Annotated in this window: 15 protein-coding genes; 13 read left to right on the forward strand and 2 right to left on the reverse strand. The window is 67.2% G+C overall.

Features of this window, described 5'->3' with window-relative positions; all coding sequences use genetic code 11:
• The first annotated feature begins 243 nt into the window (after nt 1–243).
• From HDG34_RS07305 to HDG34_RS07355, 11 genes are all read left to right on the forward strand, one after another.
• Nucleotides 244–1,014: a Coq4 family protein gene (locus HDG34_RS07305; RefSeq protein WP_184058793.1), complete on the forward strand. Its 771-nt coding sequence runs from the start codon at nt 244–246 to the stop codon at nt 1,012–1,014.
• A 17-nt stretch (nt 1,015–1,031) separates the two neighbouring features.
• Entirely contained in the window at nt 1,032–1,361 is a 330-nt protein-coding gene (locus tag HDG34_RS07310) for an acyl carrier protein (protein WP_184058795.1), read from the forward strand.
• Nucleotides 1,362–1,468: 107 nt separating this feature from the next.
• Complete coding sequence (locus HDG34_RS07315; RefSeq protein ID WP_311734854.1) at nt 1,469–2,275, forward strand: hypothetical protein; 807 nt, start codon at nt 1,469–1,471, stop codon at nt 2,273–2,275.
• Nucleotides 2,276–2,301: 26 nt separating this feature from the next.
• The gene (locus HDG34_RS07320; RefSeq protein ID WP_184058798.1) at nt 2,302–3,384 is read left to right on the forward strand and encodes an SDR family oxidoreductase; all 1,083 of its coding nucleotides are present in this window, start codon (nt 2,302–2,304) and stop codon (nt 3,382–3,384) included.
• 18 nt (nt 3,385–3,402) lie between these two features.
• Nucleotides 3,403–5,064: a nucleotidyltransferase domain-containing protein gene (locus HDG34_RS07325; protein WP_184058799.1), complete on the forward strand. Its 1,662-nt coding sequence runs from the start codon at nt 3,403–3,405 to the stop codon at nt 5,062–5,064.
• 15 nt (nt 5,065–5,079) lie between these two features.
• Nucleotides 5,080–7,824: a phosphoenolpyruvate synthase gene (locus HDG34_RS07330; protein ID WP_184058801.1), complete on the forward strand. Its 2,745-nt coding sequence runs from the start codon at nt 5,080–5,082 to the stop codon at nt 7,822–7,824.
• Nucleotides 7,825–7,875: 51 nt separating this feature from the next.
• Nucleotides 7,876–8,865: a fatty acid desaturase gene (locus HDG34_RS07335; RefSeq protein ID WP_184058803.1), complete on the forward strand. Its 990-nt coding sequence runs from the start codon at nt 7,876–7,878 to the stop codon at nt 8,863–8,865.
• 30 nt (nt 8,866–8,895) lie between these two features.
• Complete coding sequence (locus HDG34_RS07340; RefSeq protein WP_184058805.1) at nt 8,896–10,566, forward strand: fatty acyl-AMP ligase; 1,671 nt, start codon at nt 8,896–8,898, stop codon at nt 10,564–10,566.
• Between the two features lie 20 nt (nt 10,567–10,586).
• Nucleotides 10,587–11,675: an efflux RND transporter periplasmic adaptor subunit gene (locus HDG34_RS07345; protein ID WP_184059227.1), complete on the forward strand. Its 1,089-nt coding sequence runs from the start codon at nt 10,587–10,589 to the stop codon at nt 11,673–11,675.
• Nucleotides 11,672–14,923, forward strand: a complete 3,252-nt coding sequence (locus HDG34_RS07350; RefSeq protein WP_260321067.1) for an efflux RND transporter permease subunit — start codon at nt 11,672–11,674, stop codon at nt 14,921–14,923. The genes HDG34_RS07345 and HDG34_RS07350 overlap by 4 nt, the downstream gene beginning before the upstream one ends.
• A gap of 2 nt (nt 14,924–14,925) precedes the next feature.
• Nucleotides 14,926–16,485 (forward strand): efflux transporter outer membrane subunit, encoded by a 1,560-nt coding sequence (locus HDG34_RS07355; protein ID WP_409259265.1) that lies wholly within the window; start codon nt 14,926–14,928, stop codon nt 16,483–16,485.
• Nucleotides 16,486–16,519: 34 nt separating this feature from the next.
• Here HDG34_RS07355 and HDG34_RS07360 read toward each other — a convergent pair whose 3' ends face one another.
• Nucleotides 16,520–17,308: a class I SAM-dependent methyltransferase gene (locus HDG34_RS07360; RefSeq protein ID WP_260321068.1), complete on the reverse strand. Its 789-nt coding sequence runs from the start codon at nt 17,306–17,308 to the stop codon at nt 16,520–16,522.
• A gap of 285 nt (nt 17,309–17,593) precedes the next feature.
• Between HDG34_RS07360 and HDG34_RS07365 the strand changes: the two genes are divergently transcribed.
• Nucleotides 17,594–17,899 carry a CPBP family intramembrane glutamic endopeptidase gene (locus tag HDG34_RS07365; RefSeq protein ID WP_184058809.1) on the forward strand — a complete coding sequence of 102 codons (306 nt, stop codon included), beginning with the start codon at nt 17,594–17,596 and terminating at the stop codon, nt 17,897–17,899.
• A gap of 18 nt (nt 17,900–17,917) precedes the next feature.
• Here HDG34_RS07365 and HDG34_RS07370 read toward each other — a convergent pair whose 3' ends face one another.
• Complete coding sequence (locus HDG34_RS07370; protein WP_184058810.1) at nt 17,918–21,211, reverse strand: adenylate/guanylate cyclase domain-containing protein; 3,294 nt, start codon at nt 21,209–21,211, stop codon at nt 17,918–17,920.
• Nucleotides 21,212–21,461: 250 nt separating this feature from the next.
• Between HDG34_RS07370 and HDG34_RS07375 the strand changes: the two genes are divergently transcribed.
• Nucleotides 21,462–23,690, forward strand: coding sequence for an SLC26A/SulP transporter family protein (locus HDG34_RS07375; protein WP_184058812.1), 2,229 nt, complete (start codon nt 21,462–21,464; stop codon nt 23,688–23,690).
• Nucleotides 23,691–23,724 lie beyond the last annotated feature (34 nt).

Consider the following 23,724-nt stretch of genomic DNA (forward strand, 5'->3'; position numbering starts at 1 on the left):
CCGCTTCAATCGGCTCGATACCCGCGCGGCCTTTTGAGATCTGGGCACTTCGGTCCGTTCTTGCAGGGAATGAGGACGACCTTCGTGCTGCCGACGCACGACTGGCATGAACCCTGCAAAAAGCATCCACAGTTGGTGGCCGGCCTGCCTTGATTCCTCTTTGCCGTATCCGAACCCGAATCGCGAGGCACCGGTCGATTGCCACTCGTGACTCGCCCTCTTGATCTTTGCCGGGAGCCGCAGATGACAGCAACCTCGAAGGACGACGCGCTGGCGCGACGCCACATCGATTGGCCGCGCGCCTTGCGGGCGATCAAGGCGTTGAGGGCGAACGTAGACGATATTCAGCATGCCTACGAAGTGATGATCGCGCTCGACGGCGGCCAGATGGAGACGATGTACCAGCGTTTTCTCGGCGAGCCCGGCGCCGGCGCGCTGCTTGCCGAGCAGCCGTCACTGCTCGGCACGCTCGCGGATTCCGACACGCTGCTGCGCTTGCCGCCGGGCTCGTTCGGCCGCGCTTACGTGGCGATGATGGAGCACAGCGGCTACAGCGCCGATGGTCTGCTGCAGGCGAGCCGGCTGGCCGCGGGCCTCGAAGAAATCCTCCCCGGCCCGGACCGTCAGTGGTTCATCGAGCGCACCGGCTGCATTCATGACCTGCTGCACGTGTTGACGGGCTATGGCCAGGACTGGGCCGGCGAGACCTCGCTTCTCGCATTCGACTGCGGGCTCGAACCGATGCGTGCGCGCATCGTCGGTCTGCTCGGCACCGCGCTGACCGCGCCGTGGTGGCCGAACTTCTGGGTCCATCGTTTTCTGCGCCGCGCGTGGCTGCGTGGCAAGCGCGCGCGCATTCCCCTTTCCTACCGCTGGGAAGAAGCGTTGCAGCGGCCACTCGAAGCCGTCCGCCTGGAGCTGGCGATCGAGCCTGTCGCGCTCGCGCATCCACAGGGCATCCTGGCCGGCGGCCAGACACTGCCTTGGCGCTACGCCGCGTCGAGCAACGCGTGAACGGAAAGGGATCCAGCATGGCCAGCACATCGAAAAATGCGTCGACGCGCAACACCGTATTCGGAGTCGTACGCACGCAGTTACTGCGCGTCTGCCGCGAGCATCAGCGTGACTTCAACACTGAGATTCGCCTCGACAGTTCGCTGATCGCCGATCTTGGCCTCGACTCGCTGTCGCTCGTCGAAGCCGTGGTCGCAATCGAGCAGGCGTTTGGCATCGAGCGTCTGCCTCTGGAAGCGTTGAACGAAGAACGCGCCGAAGCGTATTTCACGGTCGGCTCGCTAGTGGACCTGTGCATCCGGCACGCGGCGGTCCGTATAGACGCCAATGAGGGGATGCGCACATGAGCCCGCGCCTTTCGCTGGCCACCGCGCATGCGAGACGTGGCCGGCTTGCCGCCGCGGCAGCCGCTTTCGGCAACACGCTCGGCCGCTTGCCTCTGGCGACCGAGGCGGTGCCGATCGCCGGCGCGTTCGTCTGCTCGCTGCTGCTATACGGACGGATAGCCGGCGTCGCCATTGAACCGGGCTGGCGCTTGCTGGCCGGTCTTGCGTCGTTTTTTTTGCTGTTCGTCCAGCTTCGCCTGATCGACGACCTCGACGACCTCGAACGCGACTATCCCGCCGGGCACGCGCTGTTGGCGCGACGCGAGGCGCGACGCACACGCCTCGTCGCCAGCCTCGCGGCAAGCGCGATCCTGCTCGTTGCGCTGAACGCCGGCATGGAGCACGCGCGAACGGCCGCCGCTGCCGCCACCGCACTGGCCTTCGCTGCGCCGTTCGTCTTCAAGCGGCTGCTCCCGACCCACCCGCTGCTGTGCCTACCCGTTTTCGAGGGCGCGCCCTTCGCCATCTTCATATACGGCTTTTTCTTGTGGCGCGACGTTGCTGGGCGCGAACTGAGCTTCTACGTCGTGGCGTGCGTAGCGGGTTCGATGTGGACCGGCTACGAATTCTGGAAGTTCTCGCGCAAGGTCGGCACCACCGCACTGCAGCCCTATCTCCTGTCGGCGCGCGCCATTCGGGTCGCGCTGAATGCCCTGCTGATTCTGGCGCTCGGCATCACCGTGTCGCTCTCGCGCCTGGCAAGCCTGTCGCAAACGTATGCGATCTATGCCGCAACGCTGCCGCTCGTGTGGCTCGTGTGGCTCAACGCGAGCTGGCCGGGCCCCGCGAGCAGACCGGGCCGGCCACGCTGGGCTGGCACCCGCTTCATCGTCGCCGTCGAGCTCGGACTGCTGGCCGGGCTTCTCCTCAAATGACACGCAACCCTGGATGGTCACCCACGATGGATAAGCACGTTCTCGTCACCGGTGCGCGAGGTCTGTTGGGCGCCGAAGTGATCGCCCGGCTGACGGCGATGGGGTACCCGGTCGTCGCATTCTTGCGCTCCGATGGACCGGTTGTCCGCAACGACGGCACACCGCTCGCGGCAACACCGTACGGCGGCCACACACCCGCTGCCGGAACCTTCGCATGTGTGCGGGGCGACGTCGCCGAGCCCAGGCTCGGGCTCGATCCGCACACCTACGAGGCACTGCGCGCGGCAACGGGCACGATCGTCCACTGTGCCGCGCTAACCAGCTTCGGGCGCAAGCCCGAGGTCTACGACGCGATCAACTTTCGCGGCACCGAGCGCGTCGTCGAGTTCGCGCAAGGTAGCGGCGACGCGCCGATTCCGCTGCTCTACGTGAGCACCGCCTATGTCTGCGGCGAGCGCCCCGGCGTATTCCGCGAGGACGATCTCGAACTCGGTCAGCGTCTGGGCAACCCGTATGAGCAGAGCAAGTACCGCGCGGAACAGTCGGTGCGAGCGGCGATGCGCAGCGGTCTGCCGGCGGCGGTGCTGCGCCCGTCGATCATCGTCGGCGACTCGGCGAGCGGCGTGATCCGCAAGTTCGACACGCTGTACACCGTCGTGCGCCTGACGGCCGCGGGACTCGTGCGCACGATGCCGGGCGACTACGGCGCGACGCTGAACATCGTGCCGATCGACTGGGTCGCGGACTGCGTCGTCGAAGCGCTGGCGAAGTTTCCGCTCGTGCGCGGACGCACGCTGCATCTGACCTCGGGCACGCCGACGACGCTGCGCGAAATCAACGACGTCTGCGCGGAGTTTCCCTCGTTTCACGTGCCTCGCTATGTGCCGCGGCATGTCTTCGACGCCGCCGCGATGAAACCGCTCGAGCGGCGTTACTACGACGAGGTCGTGAAACTGTACGAGTCGTACCTGACGCGCCAGGTGCGCTTTGCACGCGACGCGACCGCCGCGATCCTGCCGGCCCTGCCTCGGGCGACCGGCAAAACGCTGCTGCGCAGGATCTTTCGTTACGGGATCGCGGCCGGCTACTTCGTGCCGCGTACGGCTTGACGCTCAGGGAGCCTAACTATGTTGATGACTGATCCGATGCTCGCCGAGCTCTGGCAAAAAGCGCGGGCCGCGCTCGGCGCCCAGTTCGAACAGCGGGCACCGAGCGCCGTGTTTCTCGAAGGCTCGATCGCCGAAGGCTTTGGCAACGAGCGCTCCGACGTCGACTTCGTCGCGATCGTCGATAGCGGGCTAGAGCCAGCCACGATGCCGTACATCCTGTTCATCGACGGCCGCCGCGTCGAGGTCAGGTTGCTGAGTCCGGGGCGGCTGCGCCGCGAACTCGCGCAGGTTCGCGCAGCGCTCGGCAAAGGCCGGCGCGCGGTCGCGCGCCTGTCGTGGAATCTGCTCGAACGGTGCCAGCGCTTTATCGGCGCGCTGCCGATCGACAACCCGGCGTTGATCGAGACGCTGCAAGCGGCGCTTGGCCGCGAGGCGCTCTGCGAGGCGGTGGCGCTGTGGTTCGAGGATTTCGCGCGTCAGACCGGCCGTTATGCGGTGGCGATGTTCGCGCTCGGCGAGCCCGACTACGCACGCGCCTGGATCAGGACCGCCGCGTTTCATGCGGCGAAGAGTCACGTGGCACGCCTCGGCGAGTGCTACATGAGCCCGAAATGGCTGTCGCTGCAACTCGAACGCGCGACCGTCGACGCCGGCCGCGTCGGCCGTCTGTGGAGCCTGCTGCACGCGCCGCGCGAGCATGGCGCCGAAAGCGGGTTCCTCGCGGCGGGGGTCGCGCTGATCCGCGAGTTCGGCGTCAACGGTGTGAGCCTCATGGCCGACAACGTGCTGATCGGCCCCGGCAAGGACACGACGACCTGGCAGATCGGCGAACGGGTCCACGTGCTGCGAGGTAGCGACGTCTTCGCGCTCGACGACGAAGCGGCCGAGGCCTGGCGAGCGATCACCTTCGACACGCCATGCACGGCCATCGCCAGACGTGGCGACGCGCAAGCGGCGAGCCGGCAGCGCGCGCTGATCGCGGACTTCAGCCGGCTGGGTCTCGTCAGCCTGCGCTGGAAGGGCAGCGGAGAAATCCACGCACGTCAGCAGGCGACGTCGACGCCGGTGTCGCGCGCGCCGTTGATTTCGATCGGCGGCGCGCGCCTCGCGGGCGGCCGCGCGAGCGGTGCCCAGTTGCTGCCGATGCCCGCCGGGCGCTTCGCCGAAACGGGTCTCGAGATGATCTGGGCCAACATCGGTCTCGAGAACGCGCGAGAGGATGCCCAGGGCGCACTCCAGCGCGGCCAATGGAAGGTGCTCGAGTACGCGCTGCAACGGATGATGCAGACCGCCTGCATGATCACGCTCGGCGCGCATGGCGTGACGCCGCAGTCGACGATGGAAGAAGCGACGCTCGACGCGATCCGGCTGCTGCCGCTCGATGCGGCGCTGATCGACGGCATCCGCGAACTCGAACAGTGCTCGATCGGATCGGCTCGCGATGCACAGCGCTCCGTCGCGCTCGCCGATGAACTCGCGCAGCGTCTGCGCGACCTCGGCGGCGACCCGCAGTTTCCGGCGAGCTTCGATACGGCGTCGGGCTGGCGCGGAACGATCCACGCCGCCTACGACTGGATCAACCTCGGCGCGCATCTGCACGCGCGCTTCCCGCAGACCGCTCACGGCGGGCGCGGTACAGCCGAGGAAGCAAGAGACCTGCTCGCTTCGTCGAGCACCTGAGCAACGGGGACCTCAATGACTTTCGACACCATTACGCGCGCACGCGGCGAATTCGAATCGGCCGAAAGCTGCGCCGCCCCGACAGCATCGCCACGCGTGATCCTGACCGCGGCGAGTCCGGCCGAAACGATCGAGCGGCTCGCCGGCAACAAGGGGCGATCGCTCCATCGGCTTGCCAACCTCGGCGTGGCGGTGCCGCACTGGGCGATTCTCGGCACCGACTGCTTCGCGGAGTTCCGCCGCGACGGCGGCCTCGATCAGACCATCGCCGCGCTATTGCGCGACTTCACGCCTGCGAACGCCGCCGCGATCGCGAGCGCGATCCGCGAGGCCGTGCTGACATGCGACATCAGCGCCGCGTTGCGCGCCGACATCGCTCGCGCGCACGACATCATTGGAGACGGACCGCTCGCGGTGCGCTCGTCCGGCATCGAAGAAGACAGCGCGAGCTTCTCGTTCGCAGGCCAGTTCGACACGTTCCTCGACGTCCGCGGGCTCGACTCGACGCTCGAACACGTACGCCGGTGCTGGGCTTCCGCGTATTCCGAGCGCTCGCTGCGCTACCGGCATCAGCACGGACTCGATATCGCCGGCGCCGGTATGGCCGTGATCCTGCAGCGCCTCGTTCAGGCGGACACGAGCGGCGTCGTGTTCACGATCAACCCGGCCAACGGCAACCGCGACGAGGTCGTGCTGAGCGCGGTCTACGGGCTTGGCGAGGGACTCGTGTCGGGCGCGGTCGACGCCGACACGATCACCGTGGACCGCCACACCGGACAGCCCAGGCAGGTGGTGATCGGTGAAAAACGCGAGCGTCATGAAGGCCGCCACATCCGCGAGGTGCCGGCCGCGCTGCGCGACGCAGCGGCCCTCTCTAACGGCGAGATCGAGCGCGTCGTGGCGGCGGCCCGCACGCTCGAAAGCGAGCTCGGCGAGCCGCTCGATATCGAATGGTGTATCGCGGAGCACCAGCTGTGGATTCTGCAGGCGCGCCCCGTGACCACGCCGATCGCACCGGCCCCGTCGCGGACCGGCGAATTTCAGCTGTGGGACAACTCCAACATCGTCGAGAACTATCCCGGCGTGACGACGCAACTGACCTTCACCTTCGCGCAGCACGTCTATGCGCAGGTGTTCGGCGAGTTCTGCCGGTTGCTCGCGATTCCGCACAAGCAGCGGCGCGAGATGGATGGCTTCCTCGGCTCGACGCTCGCGTTCCTGAACGGGCGCGTGTACTACAACCTGCTGCACTGGTACAAGCTTTCCGGGCTCGCGCCGTTCCAAAACCTCGGGCGCAAGATGATGGAAGTCCAGATGGGCGTCGACGAGCCGCTCGATCTGGCGAGCTTCGCCGCGCTGATCGCGCCGTACAAGACCGGCTCGCGCGCCGGACTCGCCTGCATCCGGGCCTTGAGCGGCACGAAGTTCGCGTGGCACTTCGCGCGTCTCGCGCGCAACGTCGAGCGCTTCCGCGCGTTTTTCTATCCGGTCTACGACGAGTTCAACGCGCTCGACTATCGCTCGCTTCCCGCCGACGCCGTCTATGCGCACTACTGCCGCTTCGAGCAGGCGCTGCTAGCACGCTGGGGCATGATGATCGTGCTCGAGTCGGCGATCGGGCTCAGTTACGGCGTCGTCCGGCGGCTGATCAAGCGGTGGATGCCCGGTGCGCCCGACTGGCTCGAAGTGGCGGTGATCGGCGGCATGGACGACATCGAGTCGATCGAGCCGGTCCGCAGGCTGAGCGCAATTGCGCAAGCCGTGCGGGCGAAGCCTCAGGTCGAAGCGCTGATCCGCAACACGCCGTCTGCCGTTGCGTATGCGGCGCTGCGCGGATGCGGCGCGCCCGAGATCGTCGCCGACATCGAGCGCTACCTCGCCGACTTCGCGTACCGCAGCAACAACGAACTGAAGCTCGAAGAGCCCGACCTGCGCGAAGACCCGGGCGTGCTGTTCGATATGTTGAAGGCCGCGCTCGCGCATGGTGCCGTATCGATCGATCGCAGCGCCACCGAAGCGCACATCGACGCGTTGTTGCGTGAGCGGCTCAATCCGCTGCAGCGCTGGATTTTTGCACGCGCGCGCGGCCGCGTGCGCGCCGCGATCCGGGCGCGCGAGACCGTGCGCTTTTGCCGTTCGCGCGCGTTCGGGGTCGCGCGCCGGATGTTCCGCGCAATCGGCGAGGGTCTCGCCGCCGACGGCGTGCTGGCGACGGGCCGCGACATCTTCCATCTGCGCCTCGAGGAAATTCGCGGGTGCTTCGAAGGCACCGTCTCCCACCGCGAACTGCGCCCGCTCATCGAGCAGCGCAAGCGCGACGATGCCAGCTATCGCAACATGGCTGACCTGCCGCCACGCTTCGTCACGCATGGCCCGGTAGCGGCCTGGCTCAGCAACCCGGCGAACCTCGCCGCGTTGCGCGCGGCGCCTGCCCACGCGGCCGGCGCGACGCTGCGCGGCACGCCCTGCTCGCCGGGCTTCGCCGAAGGACGGGCGAAGGTCGTGCGCGAAGCGAACGAGTTCGACGGCGGGATCCTCGTCACCTATCGGACCGACCCCGGCTGGGTGCCCGTATTCGCGTCGGCGACCGGGCTGCTGATCGAGCGTGGCAGTCCGTTGACCCACGCCGCGATCGTCGCCCGCGAAATCGGCATCCCGACCGTCGTCCAGATTCCGGGCCTCACCACGCGCGTGCAGTCGGGCATGCAGCTCAAGGTCGATGGCCATAGCGGCGTGATCGAGCTGCCCGAGCCGACCTGACATGAATTGACCGCCCGCTGACCACTGAAACCGCCCCTGAAGGAAACCACCATGTACCGCCTGCTCAATGATCGCCGCGACCTGCCGCATCTGCGGCTCTACCTCCAGTGCGCGCTGATATTCATTCCCGCCGCAGCCGTGCTGTATGGGCTCGGCCGCTTTCCCTGGTGGCTGGGCGTTGCATACGTGCTGGTCTGGAACGCGTTCGGCGACCGTTTCACGATGAGCTACCACTGCACGCTGCATCGGCGGCTCTTCAGGAAGCAGTACCGCGCGCTCGAAATCCTGCTCGACTGGGTGCTGTGTCCGTTCTTCGGTCAGACGCCGGGCACGTTCTATGTCCATCACATGGGCATGCATCACATCGACGACAACCTGCCACGCGACCTGAGCTCCACGATGCGGTTTCAGCGCGATAGCGTCATCGGCTTTCTGCACTACTACCTGCGCTTCGCCGCGCTGGTGCCGCTCGATCTGTCCGTCTATCTGTGGCGCTCGCGCAATACGAAGCTGATCAGGCAACTGCTCGTGGGTGAGGTCGCGTTCTACGCAGCGGTTGCCGCCGCCGCGTACTGGAACCTGCGGGCGACGCTGGTCGTGTTCGTGTTTCCGTTCGTGTTCGTGCGGCTGATGATGATGATCGGCAACTGGGTCCAGCACGCGTTCATCGACCCCGATCAGCCTGACAACCCGTACACGAGCAGCACCAATACGATCGACTCGCGTTTCAATGCGCGCGTCTTCAACGCCGGTTATCACATCTACCACCATGTCCGCAAAGGCACGCACTTCAGCGAGCTCACGAAGGAATTCGCGGCGAATCTCGAGAAGTACGGTCGCGAGGACGCGGTCGTGTTCGATCGCATCGACATCGCGCAGATCTGGCTGCTGCTCGTCACGCGCCAGCACCGCAAGCTCGCCGCGCATTTCGTGCGCTTGCCGGGCGCGCCGGTGCGCAGCGACGACGAGGTGATCGCGCTGCTGCGCCGCCGTCTGCAGCCGATCCGCGACTGGACGCCCGCTGCTTCGCTCGATCACTGAATCTAGATTACCTGACCGGGACCCGTCACCATGAACCAGACGCTAGTCGATGCCGTTGCAGCGCTGCCGCGCGGCGACGCTCGAGGCCTTCGCTTCGTCTCCACGCACGGCGACGAGCACTACTATCCTTACGAGGCGCTCGAACGCGAGGCGCGCAACCACGCGAAAAAGCTCGTGGCACTGGGGCTGAACAAGGGCGAGCGCGTCGCGCTCGTGGTCCTCGACCCGGAAGCGTTCATCCTGAGCTTCCTCGGCGCCTCGTTCGCCGGTCTCGTCCCGGTACCGATATTTCCGCGCGGAAGCCTGAACTTCAGGACCCGCACACGTTACGCCGAAACCGTCAGTCACATCGTGCGCTCGGCAGGCGCCCGGATGCTGCTCACGTCGAACTCGACAAGAGAGACCATCGAGGACGTGCTCGCCGTCGACACCGGTCTCGAACGTATCGTGACCATTGAAGCGCTGCTCGACGGCGAGCCGCCCGAGTGCGATTTGCCCACGCCGCATCCCGATGACCTGTGCTTCCTGCAATACACGTCGGGCAGCACGTCGCTGCCGAAAGGCGTGATGGTCACGCATCGCAATCTGGTCGCGAATGCGACAGCGTTCCTCGGACCCCGCGGCATCGATCTGCGCGAGCAGGACGTCTATGTCAGCTGGCTGCCGCTGCACCACGACATGGGGCTCATCAGCGTGCTCGGCGCGCTGATCTGCGACTTGCCGTGCGTGCTGCTGGCAACCGAAGCGTTCGTGCGCCGGCCCGGCCTCTGGATGGAGGCGATCACGAAATACCGCGGCACCATCAGCTTCGCGCCGAACTTCGCGTACGCGCTCGCCGCTCGCCGCAGCCGCGACCAGGACCTCGAGGGCCTCGATCTGCGGCGGCTGCGCGTCGCCGGCTGCGGTGCCGAGCCGATCAACGCGCAAGCGCTGCGCCAGTTCCGCGCGCGCTTCGAGCCGGCCGGTTTTCGAGCCGAAGCGCTGCTGCCGTGCTACGGGATGGCCGAAGCAACCCTCGCGATCACGTTTCACGACCACGGCCAGCCGCTCGTCACCGACGTCGTCTATGCGGCCGCGCTGGGGCTTGGTCGAGCGATACCGGCTGCGCGTGATAACGGCTTACGCACGATCGAACTGGTCGGCTGCGGCCATTGCTTTCCCGGCCACGAGTTGCGGATCGTCGACGAATCCGGGCGCGCGTTGCCCGAACGCTGCGTCGGCGAAATCGTCACGCACGGGCCCAGCATCACCGTGGGCTATTACGGCCAGGCCGACGCGAGCGCCGACGCGTACCGCGACGGCTGGCTGCAGACCGGCGATCTCGGCTACCTCGCCGGCGACCAGCTGTATATCTGCGGCCGCAGCAAGGACCTGATCGTCATTCACGGCTCGAACCTCTATCCGCAGGACATCGAATGGGCGGTGGCCGAGTTGCCGAGCGTGCAAAGCCGCGGTGTCATCGCGTTCAGCGTGATGCGCAACGGCGACGAGACACTGGTCGTCTGTGCCGAGGGCAAGCCGGCGGAGGCCACGGCGCTGCGGCGTGCGATCGCGCAGAAGGTCGCCGAATGCGCGGGCCTGCAGGTCGGTCACGTTGCGATCGTGCAGGCGGGCAGCTTGCCGCGGACCTCGAGCGGCAAGGTGCAGCGCCGCCGGACCAAGGCACAGTTCGAAGCCGGCGAGCTGGAGGAACACTCGTGAGCAAGCGCTGGCGCGAGATCATGCTGACGCTGTCGGGCGCGCTCACGCTCGCCGCCTGTCACGCGAAAGAAGCCGAGGTGACGCTGCCGCGCCCGGTCATCGCCGTGGTCGTGCACCGGGACAGCAAGCCCGTGCTCGCGACGCTGCCGGGCGAAGTCAACGCACGCTATGCGACGCCGCTGTCGTTTCGCATCGCGGGCAAGCTGATCGAGCGGAAGGTGCGGCTCGGCGATACGGTCACGGCCGGCCAGGCGATCGCGCGGCTCGATGCCGACGACGCGCAACGCAGCCTCGCGAGCGCGCAGGCCCAATTGATGGCGGCGCAGCATCGGCTCACCTTCGCCGAGCAGCAACTCGATCGCGACCGTGCGCAGGCGCAGGAACAGCTGATCTCGACAGCGCAGCTCGAGCAGACCCAGGATGCGTATGTGGCGGCCGCCGCGCAGCGCGATCAGGCGCTACAACAGTTCGCGCTGCTGAAGAATCAGACGCAGTACACGGTCCTCACGGCGGACCATGCCGGCGTCATCACCGCCGAAGACGCCGATACCGGGCAGAACGTCGCGGCGGGACAAGCGGTCTACCATCTCGCCTGGTCCGGCGAGCTCGATATTCTCTGCGACGTGCCCGAGAGTCTGCTGAACGCGCTGGCGGTCGGCAGCGCGGCCAGCGTCTCGCTGCCGGCCGCCACGGGCAGACGCTTCACGGCACACGTGCGGGAGCTGTCGCCGGCCGCGGACCCCGGCAGCCGCACCTATCGCGCGAAACTGACGCTCGATGCGCCAGGCCCCGAGGTCCGCCTCGGCATGACGGCCACCGTCACGTTCGCCGCCGCGGCCGGCGAGGCGCAAGCGGACGACCCGATCACGCTGCCCGCGAGCGCGCTCTTTCACGACGGCAACGCGCCGGCCGTCTGGGTCGTTCGGCCGGGCGACCAGGCGCTGGAACTGCGCCGGGTCCAGGTTGGCCGCTACGACGACCGCACGATCTCGGTCGCGCGAGGCCTCAACGACGGCGAGCGCGTCGTGCTGCAAGGGGTGCATACCGTCAGCGCCGGCGAAACCGTGCGCGCGGTAGCGCCGTTGCATCCCGAGGACTTCGCATCATGAGAGCGCCGTTCGGCCAGGGGCCCGACGGAGCGGGTGGACCCGGCGGACCCGGTGGAGCGGGCGGACCGCGGCGGCCGGCAGCGGACGATACCGGCCGCTTCAATCTGTCCGCGTGGGCGATCCGTAACCAGGCGCTCGTCATCTTCGCCGTCGTGCTCGCGACGCTGTTCGGTGTGCTCGCCTATGCCCGGCTCGGACAATCCGAGGACCCGCCGTTCACGTTCCGCGCAATGGTGATCCGGACCTTCTGGCCCGGCGCGACCGCACGCCAGGTCGAGGAGCAGGTGACCGACCGGATCGGCCGCAAGCTGCAGGAAACGCCTCATCTCGACTATCTGCGTAGTTACTCGCGTCCCGGCGAATCGCTGATCGTCTTCACGATGAAAGACTCCGCGCCGGTGAACGAAGTGCGCGAGACGTGGTACCAGGTACGCAAGAAGATGGCCGACATCGCGGATACGCTTCCGCCCGGCGTGCGGGGGCCGTACTTCGACGATGAGTTCGGCGACGTCTACACGAACATCTATACGCTCGCCGGCGACGGGTTCTCGCCGGCGCAATTGCACGACTATGCCGACGAACTGCGCGGCGTGCTGCTGCGCGTGCCCGGGGTCGCGAAAGTCGATTATTTCGGCGACCCCGACGAGCACATCACGATCGAGATTCCCAACGCGCAATTGACGCGGCTCAGTATCACGCCGCAACAGCTCGCGCGGGCGATCAACGCGCAAAACGCGGTCACGCCGAGCGGCACGCTGACCACCGCGTTCGACCGCGTGTACGTACGTCCAAGCGGCCAGTTCACCGACCTGAAGGCGATGGCCGACACGCTGATCGACATCAATCACCGCCTGGTTCGTCTCGGTGACATTGCCACGATCAGGCGCGGCTACGACGATCCGCCGGTCTCGCAGGTTCGCACCGGCGGCCGCGCGGTGCTCGCCATCGGCATCACGATGCAGGCAGGCGGCGATGTGATTCAGCTCGGCAAGCGGCTCGATGCGCAGACAGCGGAATTGCGTGCGCGTCTGCCCGCGGGGCTCGAACTCGTCGAGGTGTCGAGCATGCCGCACGCGGTCTCGCATTCGGTCAACGGTTTTCTGCGGGCCGCCGCCGAAGCCATTGTGATCGTGCTGGCCGTGAGCCTCATCTCACTGGGCTGGCGCGCCGGCGTGGTGGTGGCGATCTCGATCCCGGTCGTGCTCGCGGTCACCGCGCTATGCATGAACGGCTTCGACATCGGCCTGCACAAGATCTCGCTCGGCACGCTGGTCCTCGCGCTGGGCCTGCTCGTCGACGATGCGATCATCGCGGTCGAGATGATGGCCGTGAAGCTCGAGCAGGGCTGGGGCCGCGCGAGGGCCGCGGCGTTCGCCTACAGCAGTACCGCATTTCCGATGCTGACGGGAACCCTCGTCACGGTGGCGGGATTCCTGCCGATCGCGCTGGCAAAATCGGCCACCGGCGAATACACGCGTTCGATCTTTCAGGTGTCCGCGATTGCGCTGATCGCTTCGTGGTTCGCGGCGGTCATGCTGATTCCGTTGCTCGGCTATCACCTGCTACCCGAACGCAAGGACACCGCACGCGAGACGCCTCGGCGCGCGCTTCGCAAGCTCCGCCGGCGCGACGATGCGCAGACGCGCCGGAGCCCGGTGGCGGCGCCGCGCGCCAGCCGCTTTCATGACCGCCTGCGCGACTGCATCGCGTGGTGCGTGAAGCGGCGCCTCGTCGTGCTCGGCGTCACGGCCGCCTTGTTCGTTGCCGCGTTGGCCGGCTTCGCGCTCGTGCCGCAACAGTTCTTCCCGAGCTCCGAGCGGCCCGAACTGCTCGTCGACATGCGGCTGCCCGAAGGCGCGTCGTTCCAAGCGACGCTGCGCGAAGCCGCGCGCCTCGAAAAGACGCTGGCCGGCCGGCCCGAGATCGATCATCTGGTCGACTTCGTCGGCGCGGGCGCCCCCCGCTTCTACCTGCCGCTCGACGTGCAGTTGCCCCAGCCCAACTTCGCGCAGCTCGTGATCACCGCGAAGTCCGTCGACGATCGCGCAAAGCTCGAACGCTGGCTCGCGAGCACGCTGCAAAACAGCTTTCCCGCCGTGCGCGCGCGCGTTTCGCCGCTCCAGACGGGCCCCTCGGTCGGCTATCCGGTGCAGTTTCGTGTCAGCGGAAGCGACCTCGCCACCGTGCGGGAGATCGCGGAAAAGGTCGCGGCGACGATGAAAGCCGATGCCCGCACAACGGGCGTCCATTTCGACTGGGACGAACCCGGCGAACGCTCGGTGCGCTTCGAGATCGACCAGCAGAAGGCGCGCGAGCTCGGCGTCACGTCGGAAGACGTGGCGAGCTTCCTCGCAATGACGCTGTCGGGCTATACGTTCACGCAGTACCGGGTCCGCGACCGCTTGATCAGTGTCGATCTGCGTGCGCCCCAGCGCGAGCGGGTCGACCCCGACGAGATCGTGAACCTCGCGATGCCGACGCCGAACGGCCCGGTGCCGCTCGGCGCGCTCGCCCACCTCAACAACGAACTCGAATACGCGGTGATCTGGGACCGCGACCGTCAACCGACGATTACGGTCCAGGCCGACGTGCGCGGCAACGCGTTGGACATCGACGTGACCCAGGCGATCGATCGGACGCTCGCGCCGCTACGCGCGTCGCTGCCGATCGGCTACCGGATCGAGACCGGCGGCGCGGGCGAGATCAGCGGCAAGGCGCAGGCGTCGGTGATCGCGCAGCTTCCGCTGATGCTCGTCGTGGTGCTGACGCTGCTGATGATTCAACTGCGCAGCTTCGCGCGCGTGCTGATGGTCGTGCTCACCGCGCCGCTGGGGCTCATCGGCGTGGTCGCCGCACTGCTGCTGTTCGGCAAGCCGTTCGGCTTCGTGGCGATGCTCGGCGTCATTGCGATGTCCGGCATCATCATGCGCAACTCGGTGATTCTGGTCGATCAGATCGAACGCAATATCGCCGCGGGCCAGGGGCGCTTCGATGCGATCGTCGGTGCCACGGTCCGGCGCTTCCGCCCGATCATGCTGACCGCCGCGGCAGCCGTGCTCGCGCTGATCCCGCTGCTGCAATCGGCCTTCTTCGGACCGATGGCGACCGCACTGATGGGCGGCATCACGGGCGCCACGGTGTTGACGCTGTTCTTCGTTCCCGCGCTGTACGCGACCGCGTTCAAGGTGCGGCACTTCGAACGCGGTGTGCGAACCGCGACCCCGACAATCGAATATACGTGGAGCTGATCGTGGGCACAGACTGCAACCCCGTCGACGGGCCGGCGCTCGCGAGCGCGCCGCATTCGGCTGGCGCGCCGGGTCGAGCGCGGGCAGCGGCGATCCATGGTTGGCGCGCGGCGTTCGGCGCGGCCGCGACGATCGCGCTTGGCGCATGCTCGTTCGGTCCGAACGGCGAGCCGCCCGCGATGCCCTCTCCCGCCCATTACGGCGTCGAGCCTCAGCCCGCGCAAACGGTCGCCGCGCTCGGTGTCGCGCAGCACTTCACCACCGGCGCGCAGCCTGTGCCGCAATGGTGGCGGCTGTTCGAATCGACAGCGTTGAATGACCTCGTCGAAGAAGGTTTGCGCAACAGCCCGACCCTCGCTGCCGCCGACAGGCACCTTGCCGCCGCGCACGAACAACTGCGGGCGCAGATCGGCGCCTCGCTGCTGCCGTCGGTCGATCTGGTCGGGCAGGCCTCGCGCGGACGCGATCTCGGCATTCCGGTCCCCGGTGGCCCGAATACGCTGCTTTACAACGAGTTCATCGGCGTAGTCCAGGCGCAATATACGTTCGATCTGTTCGGCGCGGTGCGTAAAGCCAACGCGGCCCGATCAGCGCGTGTCGACATCGACGCGTATCAACGCGAAGCCGCGCGCCGCGCACTGGCCACCAACATCGTCACGGCGACGATCGAGGCGGCGATGTTGCGCGCCGAGATCGACGCGACCGAGCGATTGATCGCGCTTGCGGGCGATCAGGCTCACGATATCCAACGGCATTACGAACTCGGATCGCTGACGCGCGGCGACGTGTCGACTGCCCGGCAAGGCATCGCCGCGCTCGAGGTCAGCGTGGCCGATCTGCGGCAACGGCTGACGGTGACGAGACATGCGCTTGCGGTGCTGCTCGGCCGCACGCCCGACGCGGCGCCGCCCGAGCCCGAGCTGGCAAACCTGCACTTGCCGCAGGACCTGCCCGTCGTGCTGCCATCGGACCTGTTGCGCGCGCGGCCCGATATCGCGGCCGCCGAGTCGGCGCTGAAGGCCGCCGCAGACGACATCGGCGTCGCGACGGCACAGCTGTTTCCGAGCCTGACGCTGAACGCCTCGATGGGACAAGGCGGCTTCAACTGGCCGCTCGCGCTGTCGGGCGCAGGCGCGATCTGGAGCATCGCCGCGACGATGTCGCAAGCGCTTTTTCATGGCGGCGCGCTCGTCGCACAGCGGCGCGCGGCAATCGACACCTACGAGGCCGCCGTGTTCGAGTACAAGCAGACCGTGCTGGCGGCGTTCGAAAACGTCGCGGACACGCTTGCGTCGCTCGAACACGACGCGCAGGCGCTCGACGCGGCGAGCGGCGCTGCCCGTGAGGCACGCGAGGCGTTCGACGATGCCACGTCACGTCACCGGCTCGGCGCGCTGCCCGCTGCATCCGCCCGCGGCGGCGAGCAGCAGTACGAAGCAGCGAGGCTCGAAGAAATCCGCCTGATCGGCCGGCGCCTGGCCGATACGGCGACGCTGTTTCAGGCGATGGGCGAACTGCCGGCGGGCAGCAGCCAGACACCTGACCATCTGGCCGGCAAGTGATCGGCCCGCCGCTGCCGACGGCGCCCGCTTGCGTTCAGCCGGCGCGTCCGCGCGGAACGCCCACAAGGTAAGTCAGACCGATCGGCGAGCCCTGCACCGGCAGTGTGCCGATGTCCCATTCGAAGCTCTGCTGGTCCGGGATACGCGCCACCATCTCACGCAATTCGTCGGGGTTGTAGATGCGCAGCATCGACACGATGCCGTCGAACAGACACAGCAGCGGGATAGCCGGCAGCACATAGGTGAGCGCTAGTCGCGACCAGCGAAACGGTCGGATCAGCGGAGTCAGCGCGAGCATCATCAGCGGCATCGCCAGGATGAACACGACACCGAGCAGCCGGTGGTCGGCACCCTCGACGATGACGATCGCGCGGCGCTTCATCACCGCGTCGGCGAGGATCGCCCGCGCATCGTCCGGCCGAAAATGGTGGAAAGCGTTGAACATCGTGCGCACGCCGTCGAATCCCGATGGCACGTCCATCGCGTCCACCGGTTCGCTCACATAGGTGACGCGGCCGGCTGCCCCGGCGGATACGCGCTCGTACGCGGCGCGATTGGGATAGAAGTCGGTCAGCTGCACCGTCACGCGTCCGGACTGCGCGAGCAACGGTGCAAGCGTCAGCCACGGGCCGCCGCCGCCCGAACATAGATCGACGATCCGGTCGTTGCCGACCCGCCGCATCGCTTCGCGCAGCTTGCCCGCGATGACGTTGAAGCCCTTGAGGGTATTCGCCAGGAAATGCAGCCAGTCCGTCCCGCCGTCACGGATCGCCCGTGGGCACCACGGCTGGTCTTCGATTTCGAGCAGATGCAGGCGTCGCATGATCACGCGGGCAACCGAGGTAACTGAAAACCGGCGGATTTCATAACGTGCCCTGGCAGGGGTGCAACCGGGTAGACAGAGAAGGCCTGCACGCTAGGGCCTGTCAGCCTTGGCGAGCGGCAACTTGCTACCGAACTTAAACGAGCCAACGCGTGGGCTTCTTAACGACGTCAGTCGACTATACGCTGAGCCGCGCCGGCGACGTTAGCGGTTCGCATCCTGCATAATGACCACGCATGAGGATTTACCCGCATCATCCGCCGGACGGCGGCCGGGAGACGAGCGATGCAAAACGACAGACCCCCGCCGCGGCGGGTGACATATGAGAAAGGGATCCGGATCGGCGGCCCCGGCTGGTTCGGCCGGTTGCTGGCCGTCGCCCTGAGCGCGATCCTGTTCGTGGTGGCCGCGATGCTGTCGATCGTGCTGTTCGCCGTGCTGTTCGCGGTCGGCACGATCGTCGTCGGGTATCTGTGGTGGAAGATGCGCGCGTTGCGCCGGCAGACGGTCTCGTATGGCGACGACGCCCGCACCATCGACATGGAGGTCGTCCACAAGGACCCGCCCGACGACGATTCCGCGCCACGCTGAGGATCGGCTACGCGCGCCTCAAGCTGCAAGGGCCGCTTCGACCGCGCTTACGTAATTGCGAAAGCCGGCCTGCTGCAGCGCCTCTCGCAGTCGCAGCAGTTCATGTCGCGTGGCTTCGCTGAGCGGCGCCTGAAGCGCGAGTGCAAGCGCACGGCCGCGCGCCGCGAAAAGCTCGGACCACGGCAACGGTTCGCGCTGTGTATAGGCCTCGAGTGCGTCCACGTAGTGCAGCATGCCAGCAGGATCGCCCGCCCCCAGCATCGCTTCGACGGCGTCGCGATAAAACCACAGGTGATTGTGGCCGACCGCGCCGAGGCGCAACAGCGCCTCGCCTTCAGCTAGTAGCCGCGTACGCTCGCCGTTATCGTCAACCGCACGGCTCAGTGCGCTCAAGGCCTTTGGCCCGGAAAACTGAGTCCCTACCTCGCGTGAGATGGCGAGTGCTTCGCGCAGCGCCACCACTGCTTCACTACGGCATCCTTCGTCCAGTAACAGGCGCCCCTGCATCTCCAGATTCTGCGCTTCGAAGCGGCGCGCGCCCAATTGCCGGATCACACGCATTTCCTGCACCAGATGCTTGCCGGCCGCCTGCGCATCGCCTAGTTCCTGGCAGGCGAACACCCCCAGCGTCTCCCCCAGCAATTGCGCGCGAGGCTGCCCGATCAACTCGGCGGCGCGGGCGGCGGCGCTTGCGTCCTCGCGAGCCTGACTTGCGTCGTTCAGATAAATGCGGCTGAAGCCCTGCATCGACAGATTGGCAACCTCGATGCGGCCGAACCCATGTTCGCGGCTCATCGCTACGCATTCGCTGAAATGATGGAACGCGGTCCGCATGCGCCCCTGCGCATACGCCGCATCCGCCAGACCGCCGAGCGCGCGAGCCTCTGCCTCGGGCAGACCGAGGCGCCGCGCGTAGCCAAGACCGCGCTCATGCTCGGCGCTGCAGGCGTCGATCTTGCCGAGCGGAAAGAGAATGTTGCCGCGCAGATGATGGAGGCTTGCAAGCTCGGCCAGCCGGTTGTCTCGCTCCGCGATCTTTTGCGCTTGCGCGAGTAAGCCGAGTGCTTCGTCGAGACCCTCGCTGACACGCAGACCTTCCGCGAGCCCGAGTTGGCAGTCGCAACGGGCGGCGTCGTCGGTGGCGGCGACGAGTGCAGTGCGGTACGTCACGATCGATCCTGCGATGTCGCCCAGGTCGCGCTGAAGTTCGCCCTTGCAGCAGCTCAGTGCATGGCGGTCTGCCTCTGACTGCGCGATTTCGAGGCCGCGCTCGGCCAGCCGCAGCGCGGCTTCGAAACGATGGGCGGCACGCTGTGCGGCCGCCGCGCCCAGGTAGGCGTGCGGCGCGTGCTCGTCTTCGGCGCGGTCGAGGTGCTGGGCGTACAGCGTGACATCGCTCTGTGCGAACCATTCGGCCGCGCGCAGATGAAGTTCACGGCGGCGCGCGCGCAACAACGTCGAGTAAGCGCTCTCCTGGATCAATGCGTGGGCGAACAGGAAGTCCTCGCCTTCCGGCAGCACGAGTGCATTGACGAGCAGGCCGTCGCAGACGTAGCCAGGATCGTCCACCAGTTCTCGCAGCAGCGCGAGGTCGAAACGCTGGCCGATCACGGCGGCCGCCTGGAACGCCAGGCGGTCACGGGGCGCGAGCCGGTCCATCCGCGCGAGCACGAGACTGCGGATCGACGCGGGCACGTTGCCGCCGCTGCCTTCTTCAGCGTTGCGCAGCAGTTGTTCGAGAAACAACGGATTGCCGCCCGCGCGCTCGATGCAGGCCAGCGCGACGCGCTGGGTCGCATCGATGAAATTGCCCGCCAGGCTCAGGGCCTCGTCCTTGCGAAGCGGTCCGAGATCGATCGTGGCGAACGGGGTGTCGCGGCAACGTGCGCGCCAGCCTGCATCGATCGGATCGCCTTCCACGCGCGAAGTCGTGACCAGCAGGCCCGTGCCGTTGGCAATGCCTGACGCGAACGCCGACAGGTAGCCGATGAGTTCGGCATCGGCCCAATGCAGGTCTTCGACGACGATGAGCGTCGCCGCACGGGCGCAAGCGTCCTCGGTCAGCCTCACGGCGAGCGCCTGCTTGCCGCGCTTGCGCGCGCCGTGGTCCATGGCCTCGTAGATGGTTTGCCATTCGGCGGCCTGCGGGAGATCGAGGAAGTCGTGCAGAAACACGATCTGCTCGGCCTTGACGATACCTTGGGCCGCGACCTGCGCGGCGGCGACCTGCCGCGCTTCACTCGATGCACCGGCCGGTAAGCCGAGCAGGCTTCCAATGATGGTTCGCACCGGATCCTGGCCCTTGCCGACGCCGAAATCGAGCACGAGGCTCCGATGGAGCGTGAAGCCCTGTGCCTGCGCATGGCGGCGCATCTCGTCGACGAGCCGCGTCTTGCCGATCCCGGCTTCGCCTCGCACATGAACGACATGCCCTGCGCGCCTTGCCATGCACGCATGAAGGATGCCGTGAAACTGTTCGAGCTCGGCTTCGCGTCCGACGAAGCGGCTGCGGCTCGTCCTGACGGGCTCGCTGCCAAGCGCGACGAGCCGCCATGCCCGCACCGGCGTGTCGATGCCCTTGAAGCGCCGCTCGCCGATTGCTTCGCAACTGGCGGCGTCGCCGAGCGTGCGCGCCGCGTCGTCGGATATCCAGGTTTCGCCGGCGGCCGCGGCTGCCACGAGCCGAGCGGCCAGGTTCACCGGATCGCCATGCACGGTGTAGTCCTGCGCGTCGGCGCGGCCCAGCGCGCCCGCGATGACCTCGCCACTCGCTATGCCGATATGCGCCTGCAACGGCCGCCCGGTCTGCGCGGCCAGCCGCGCCAGGCCCTCGTGAATGTCGAGAGCGGCACGGGCGGCGCGCAGCGTGTCCGTCTCGTGCGAGCGGGGCGCGCCGAACAGCGCCATCACCGCGTCGCCGATGTGCTTGTCGATCGTGCCGCCATAGGCGAGCACGATCCCGTCGACCAGCGCCGTGTAGCGTCCGATCAGCGCGCGCAAGTCTTCGGGATCGAGCGAGCGGGACAGCATCGTGTAGCCGCAGAGATCGGCGAACAGAATCGTGACCTGCCTGCGCTCGTCCGCGGGCACCTCGTTGTCGGCGGAGGTCTGGGACGGTAGCGGCGCGGCCGCCGTTAGGGCGCCTGCCGCCGCGGCCAGAATGCGCTTACGGTGGCCGAGCGACTGTACCCCTAGCTCTTTCAGGTCGACGTCGGTCAGTTGCCCGAGCAGCGACATGTCGATGTCGTTTGCCGCGAACGCCTGAGCGTACTGCTCGAGCCCGAGGTCCCGCAGCCATTTCTCGATATCCATGTTCGTCGCCCCGCCTCCGATGCGTGGCCCCGCGGGCAAAAACTCAGACGAATAGCGCGCCTGCCGGCCGCCGGTGTGAACGGCTCCGGAGCTGCATGGCCTTTGCGTGGAGTTCGCCAGGTACGGGGCCGATGAATAATCAGTGTAGGTGTCCGATAAGGACGCTGCATCGCGTTTGACAGCCGTTCGAGCCGCGCAGGATACTGGCTTGCGCGCCTCACGGCGCCCTTGCATTCGACCGGGAATCCACGTGAAGCCGGGCAAGACCGTTTCCGTCTCCGAGATCCCGCTGCGCTCGCGTTTGGCGGGTCTGCCAGGCGACGTGGCGGCGGGCGCCGTTTCGACGCTCGTCATGCTGTGCTATGCGATGAGCCTCGGCACGATGATCTTTAGCGCCGATCTTGCCCGCTACGCGATGCTGGGCGTGCCCACCGCGCTCGTGAGCTGCGTCGTCACGGCGCTCGTGATCGCCTTGACGAGTTCGATGCGCGTCAACATTGGCGGCCCCGACAGCAACGCCGCCGCCTTTCTCGCCGGCGTGGCGGCGGGGGTGGCCAGCAGCGTGCGCGCGGACGGCGGTTCACCGCAGACGCTGATCCTCACTGTGCTGATCGCCATCGCGCTCTGTTCGCTCATGACGGGCATCGTGCTCTATGCGATCGGCTCGTCGAAGCGCAGCCGCTCCTTGCAGTTCCTGCCCTATCCGGTGCTCGGCGGATTTCTCGCGGGCACGGGCTACCTGCTGCTCGCCGGGGCGTTCCGCGTGCTGACGGGCCAGCCGCTGCAGTGGCACACGCTCGCGTTGCTCGCGCACCTTCACTGGCTCACATGGGTTCCGGCGCTGGTCGTCGGCGTGCTGGCCACGGTATTGATGCGCACGTGGCAGCACATCGCCGCGCTGCCGCTCACGCTGGCCTTCGGCGTCGTGCTTTTCTACGTTCTGCTGCAGGTTGCCGGAGTTTCGATCGACGACGCGCGCGGCATGGGTCTGCTGCTGCCGCGCGTCAAGCTGCACCTTGCCGGGCTGCCGGAGTTGCACCTGGCCGCTAGGCTCGGACGGGGCGGCATCGACTGGTCGGCGGTCGGCGCGCATCTTCCGGAGAGTCTGGTGGTGACCTCGGTATCGGCCGTGACGATCCTGATGAATTCAACGGCGATCGGCGCGGCCACCGGGGAGGACGTCGACCTCAATCGCGAGATGCGCGCCGCCGGCCTCGCCAATCTCGCGAGCGGACTGCTGGGCGGCATGGTCGGCTACCAGTCGTTCAATCGCTCGATGCTCAACGCGCGGGTGGGCGCGACGAGCCGGGTGGCGGGCGTGTTCGCCTCGCTCGCGTGTGTGGTCGTGCTCGCCACGTCGCCGGACGTCGTGGCGCTCTTTCCGGTGCCGGTGCTGGTCGGCCTTCAGCTCTTCATGGGGCTGCGCTTGCTCGTGCATTGGCTCGCGGGCGCCTGGACCAAGCTCAACTGGTATGAGTATCTGCTCGTGCCCGTGATTCTCGGCACTATCGCGGCGTACGGCGTGATCGTCGGCGTAGGGGTGGGCGTCGTTGCAGCGTGTGTGATGTTCACGCTGCTCTACGGTCGGGTCGGCTGCATACGCATGGAGTTCGACCTGCGCGCGCGGACCTCGAATGTTGAGCGCAGCATCGAAGACACCCAGGCTCTGCGCGCAATCGGCCCCCAGGTATGCGGAATGTGCCTGCAAGGGTTTCTCTTCTTCGGCACGGCCAATTCGATTCTGCAGCGCCTTCGCGAGCGATTCGGCGCCGGGAATCCGTCGCAGGTCCGCTTCGTCGTGCTCGACTTTGCGGCGACACATGGCATGGATGCATCCGTATCCATCAGCTTCGTCAAACTCAGGCAGCTCTGCGCCGCAAGAAGCGTGGACCTCGTGTTGACCGCGCTGCCGCCGCGCTCGCGCGATCTGCTCGTGAAGACCGGCACGCTCAATCTGAAGATTCATGAATTCGATACGCTCGATGCGGGTCTCGAATGGATCGAAGACAAACTGCTCGCGTCGAACTCGCTCGCGATCGCGCATGGCGGCGATCTGCGGGCGATGCTCGAGCCGCATTTCACGGCCGGCGCGTTGAACGGCTTGATCGCGTGTCTGGAGGTGCAGGATCTGCTTTCGGGGCAGGCGCTGTTTCGTCATCGCGAGCCGGGCGACGCGCTGTATTTCGTCGAGCAAGGACGTGTCGCGATCTCGCTGCCGCTCGGCGATGGCCGCTCGGCGCGTCTGCGCTCGTTCGGCCCGGGCACGGTCGTGGGGGAAATGGCGGTGTACACGCAGCAACAGCGCAGCGCGGATGTGATTGCCGAGGCACCGACGCGCGTGTACCGCCTGTCGATCTCCCGGCTGCTCGAACTCGAACAGCAGGATCCGGCGACGGCGCAACAGTTGCATCGGTTTCTCGTGAAGACCATTGCGTTGCGTCTTGCCGTTGCCGATGAGGCATTACGCGCGGCTTTGTAAGCGGCAGCGCCCCTGACCGGCGGCGCCCCCAACC

The sequence above is a fragment of the Paraburkholderia sp. HC6.4b genome (assembly GCF_014200875.1).
Taxonomy (GTDB): Bacteria; Pseudomonadota; Gammaproteobacteria; order Burkholderiales; family Burkholderiaceae; genus Paraburkholderia; species Paraburkholderia tuberum.

Coding starts and splice junctions, on each gene's coding strand:
- HDG34_RS07340 (WP_184058805.1), top strand. CDS start 8,896: ATGAACCAGACGCTAGTCGATGCCGTTGCAGCGCTGCCGCGCGGCGAC.
- HDG34_RS07350 (WP_260321067.1), top strand. CDS start 11,672: ATGAGAGCGCCGTTCGGCCAGGGGCCCGACGGAGCGGGTGGACCCGGC.
- HDG34_RS07330 (WP_184058801.1), top strand. CDS start 5,080: ATGACTTTCGACACCATTACGCGCGCACGCGGCGAATTCGAATCGGCC.
- HDG34_RS07360 (WP_260321068.1), bottom strand. CDS start 17,308: ATGCGACGCCTGCATCTGCTCGAAATCGAAGACCAGCCGTGGTGCCCA.
- HDG34_RS07325 (WP_184058799.1), top strand. CDS start 3,403: ATGTTGATGACTGATCCGATGCTCGCCGAGCTCTGGCAAAAAGCGCGG.
- HDG34_RS07320 (WP_184058798.1), top strand. CDS start 2,302: ATGGATAAGCACGTTCTCGTCACCGGTGCGCGAGGTCTGTTGGGCGCC.
- HDG34_RS07365 (WP_184058809.1), top strand. CDS start 17,594: ATGCAAAACGACAGACCCCCGCCGCGGCGGGTGACATATGAGAAAGGG.
- HDG34_RS07305 (WP_184058793.1), top strand. CDS start 244: ATGACAGCAACCTCGAAGGACGACGCGCTGGCGCGACGCCACATCGAT.
- HDG34_RS07310 (WP_184058795.1), top strand. CDS start 1,032: ATGGCCAGCACATCGAAAAATGCGTCGACGCGCAACACCGTATTCGGA.
- HDG34_RS07370 (WP_184058810.1), bottom strand. CDS start 21,211: ATGGATATCGAGAAATGGCTGCGGGACCTCGGGCTCGAGCAGTACGCT.
- HDG34_RS07345 (WP_184059227.1), top strand. CDS start 10,587: ATGCTGACGCTGTCGGGCGCGCTCACGCTCGCCGCCTGTCACGCGAAA.
- HDG34_RS07335 (WP_184058803.1), top strand. CDS start 7,876: ATGTACCGCCTGCTCAATGATCGCCGCGACCTGCCGCATCTGCGGCTC.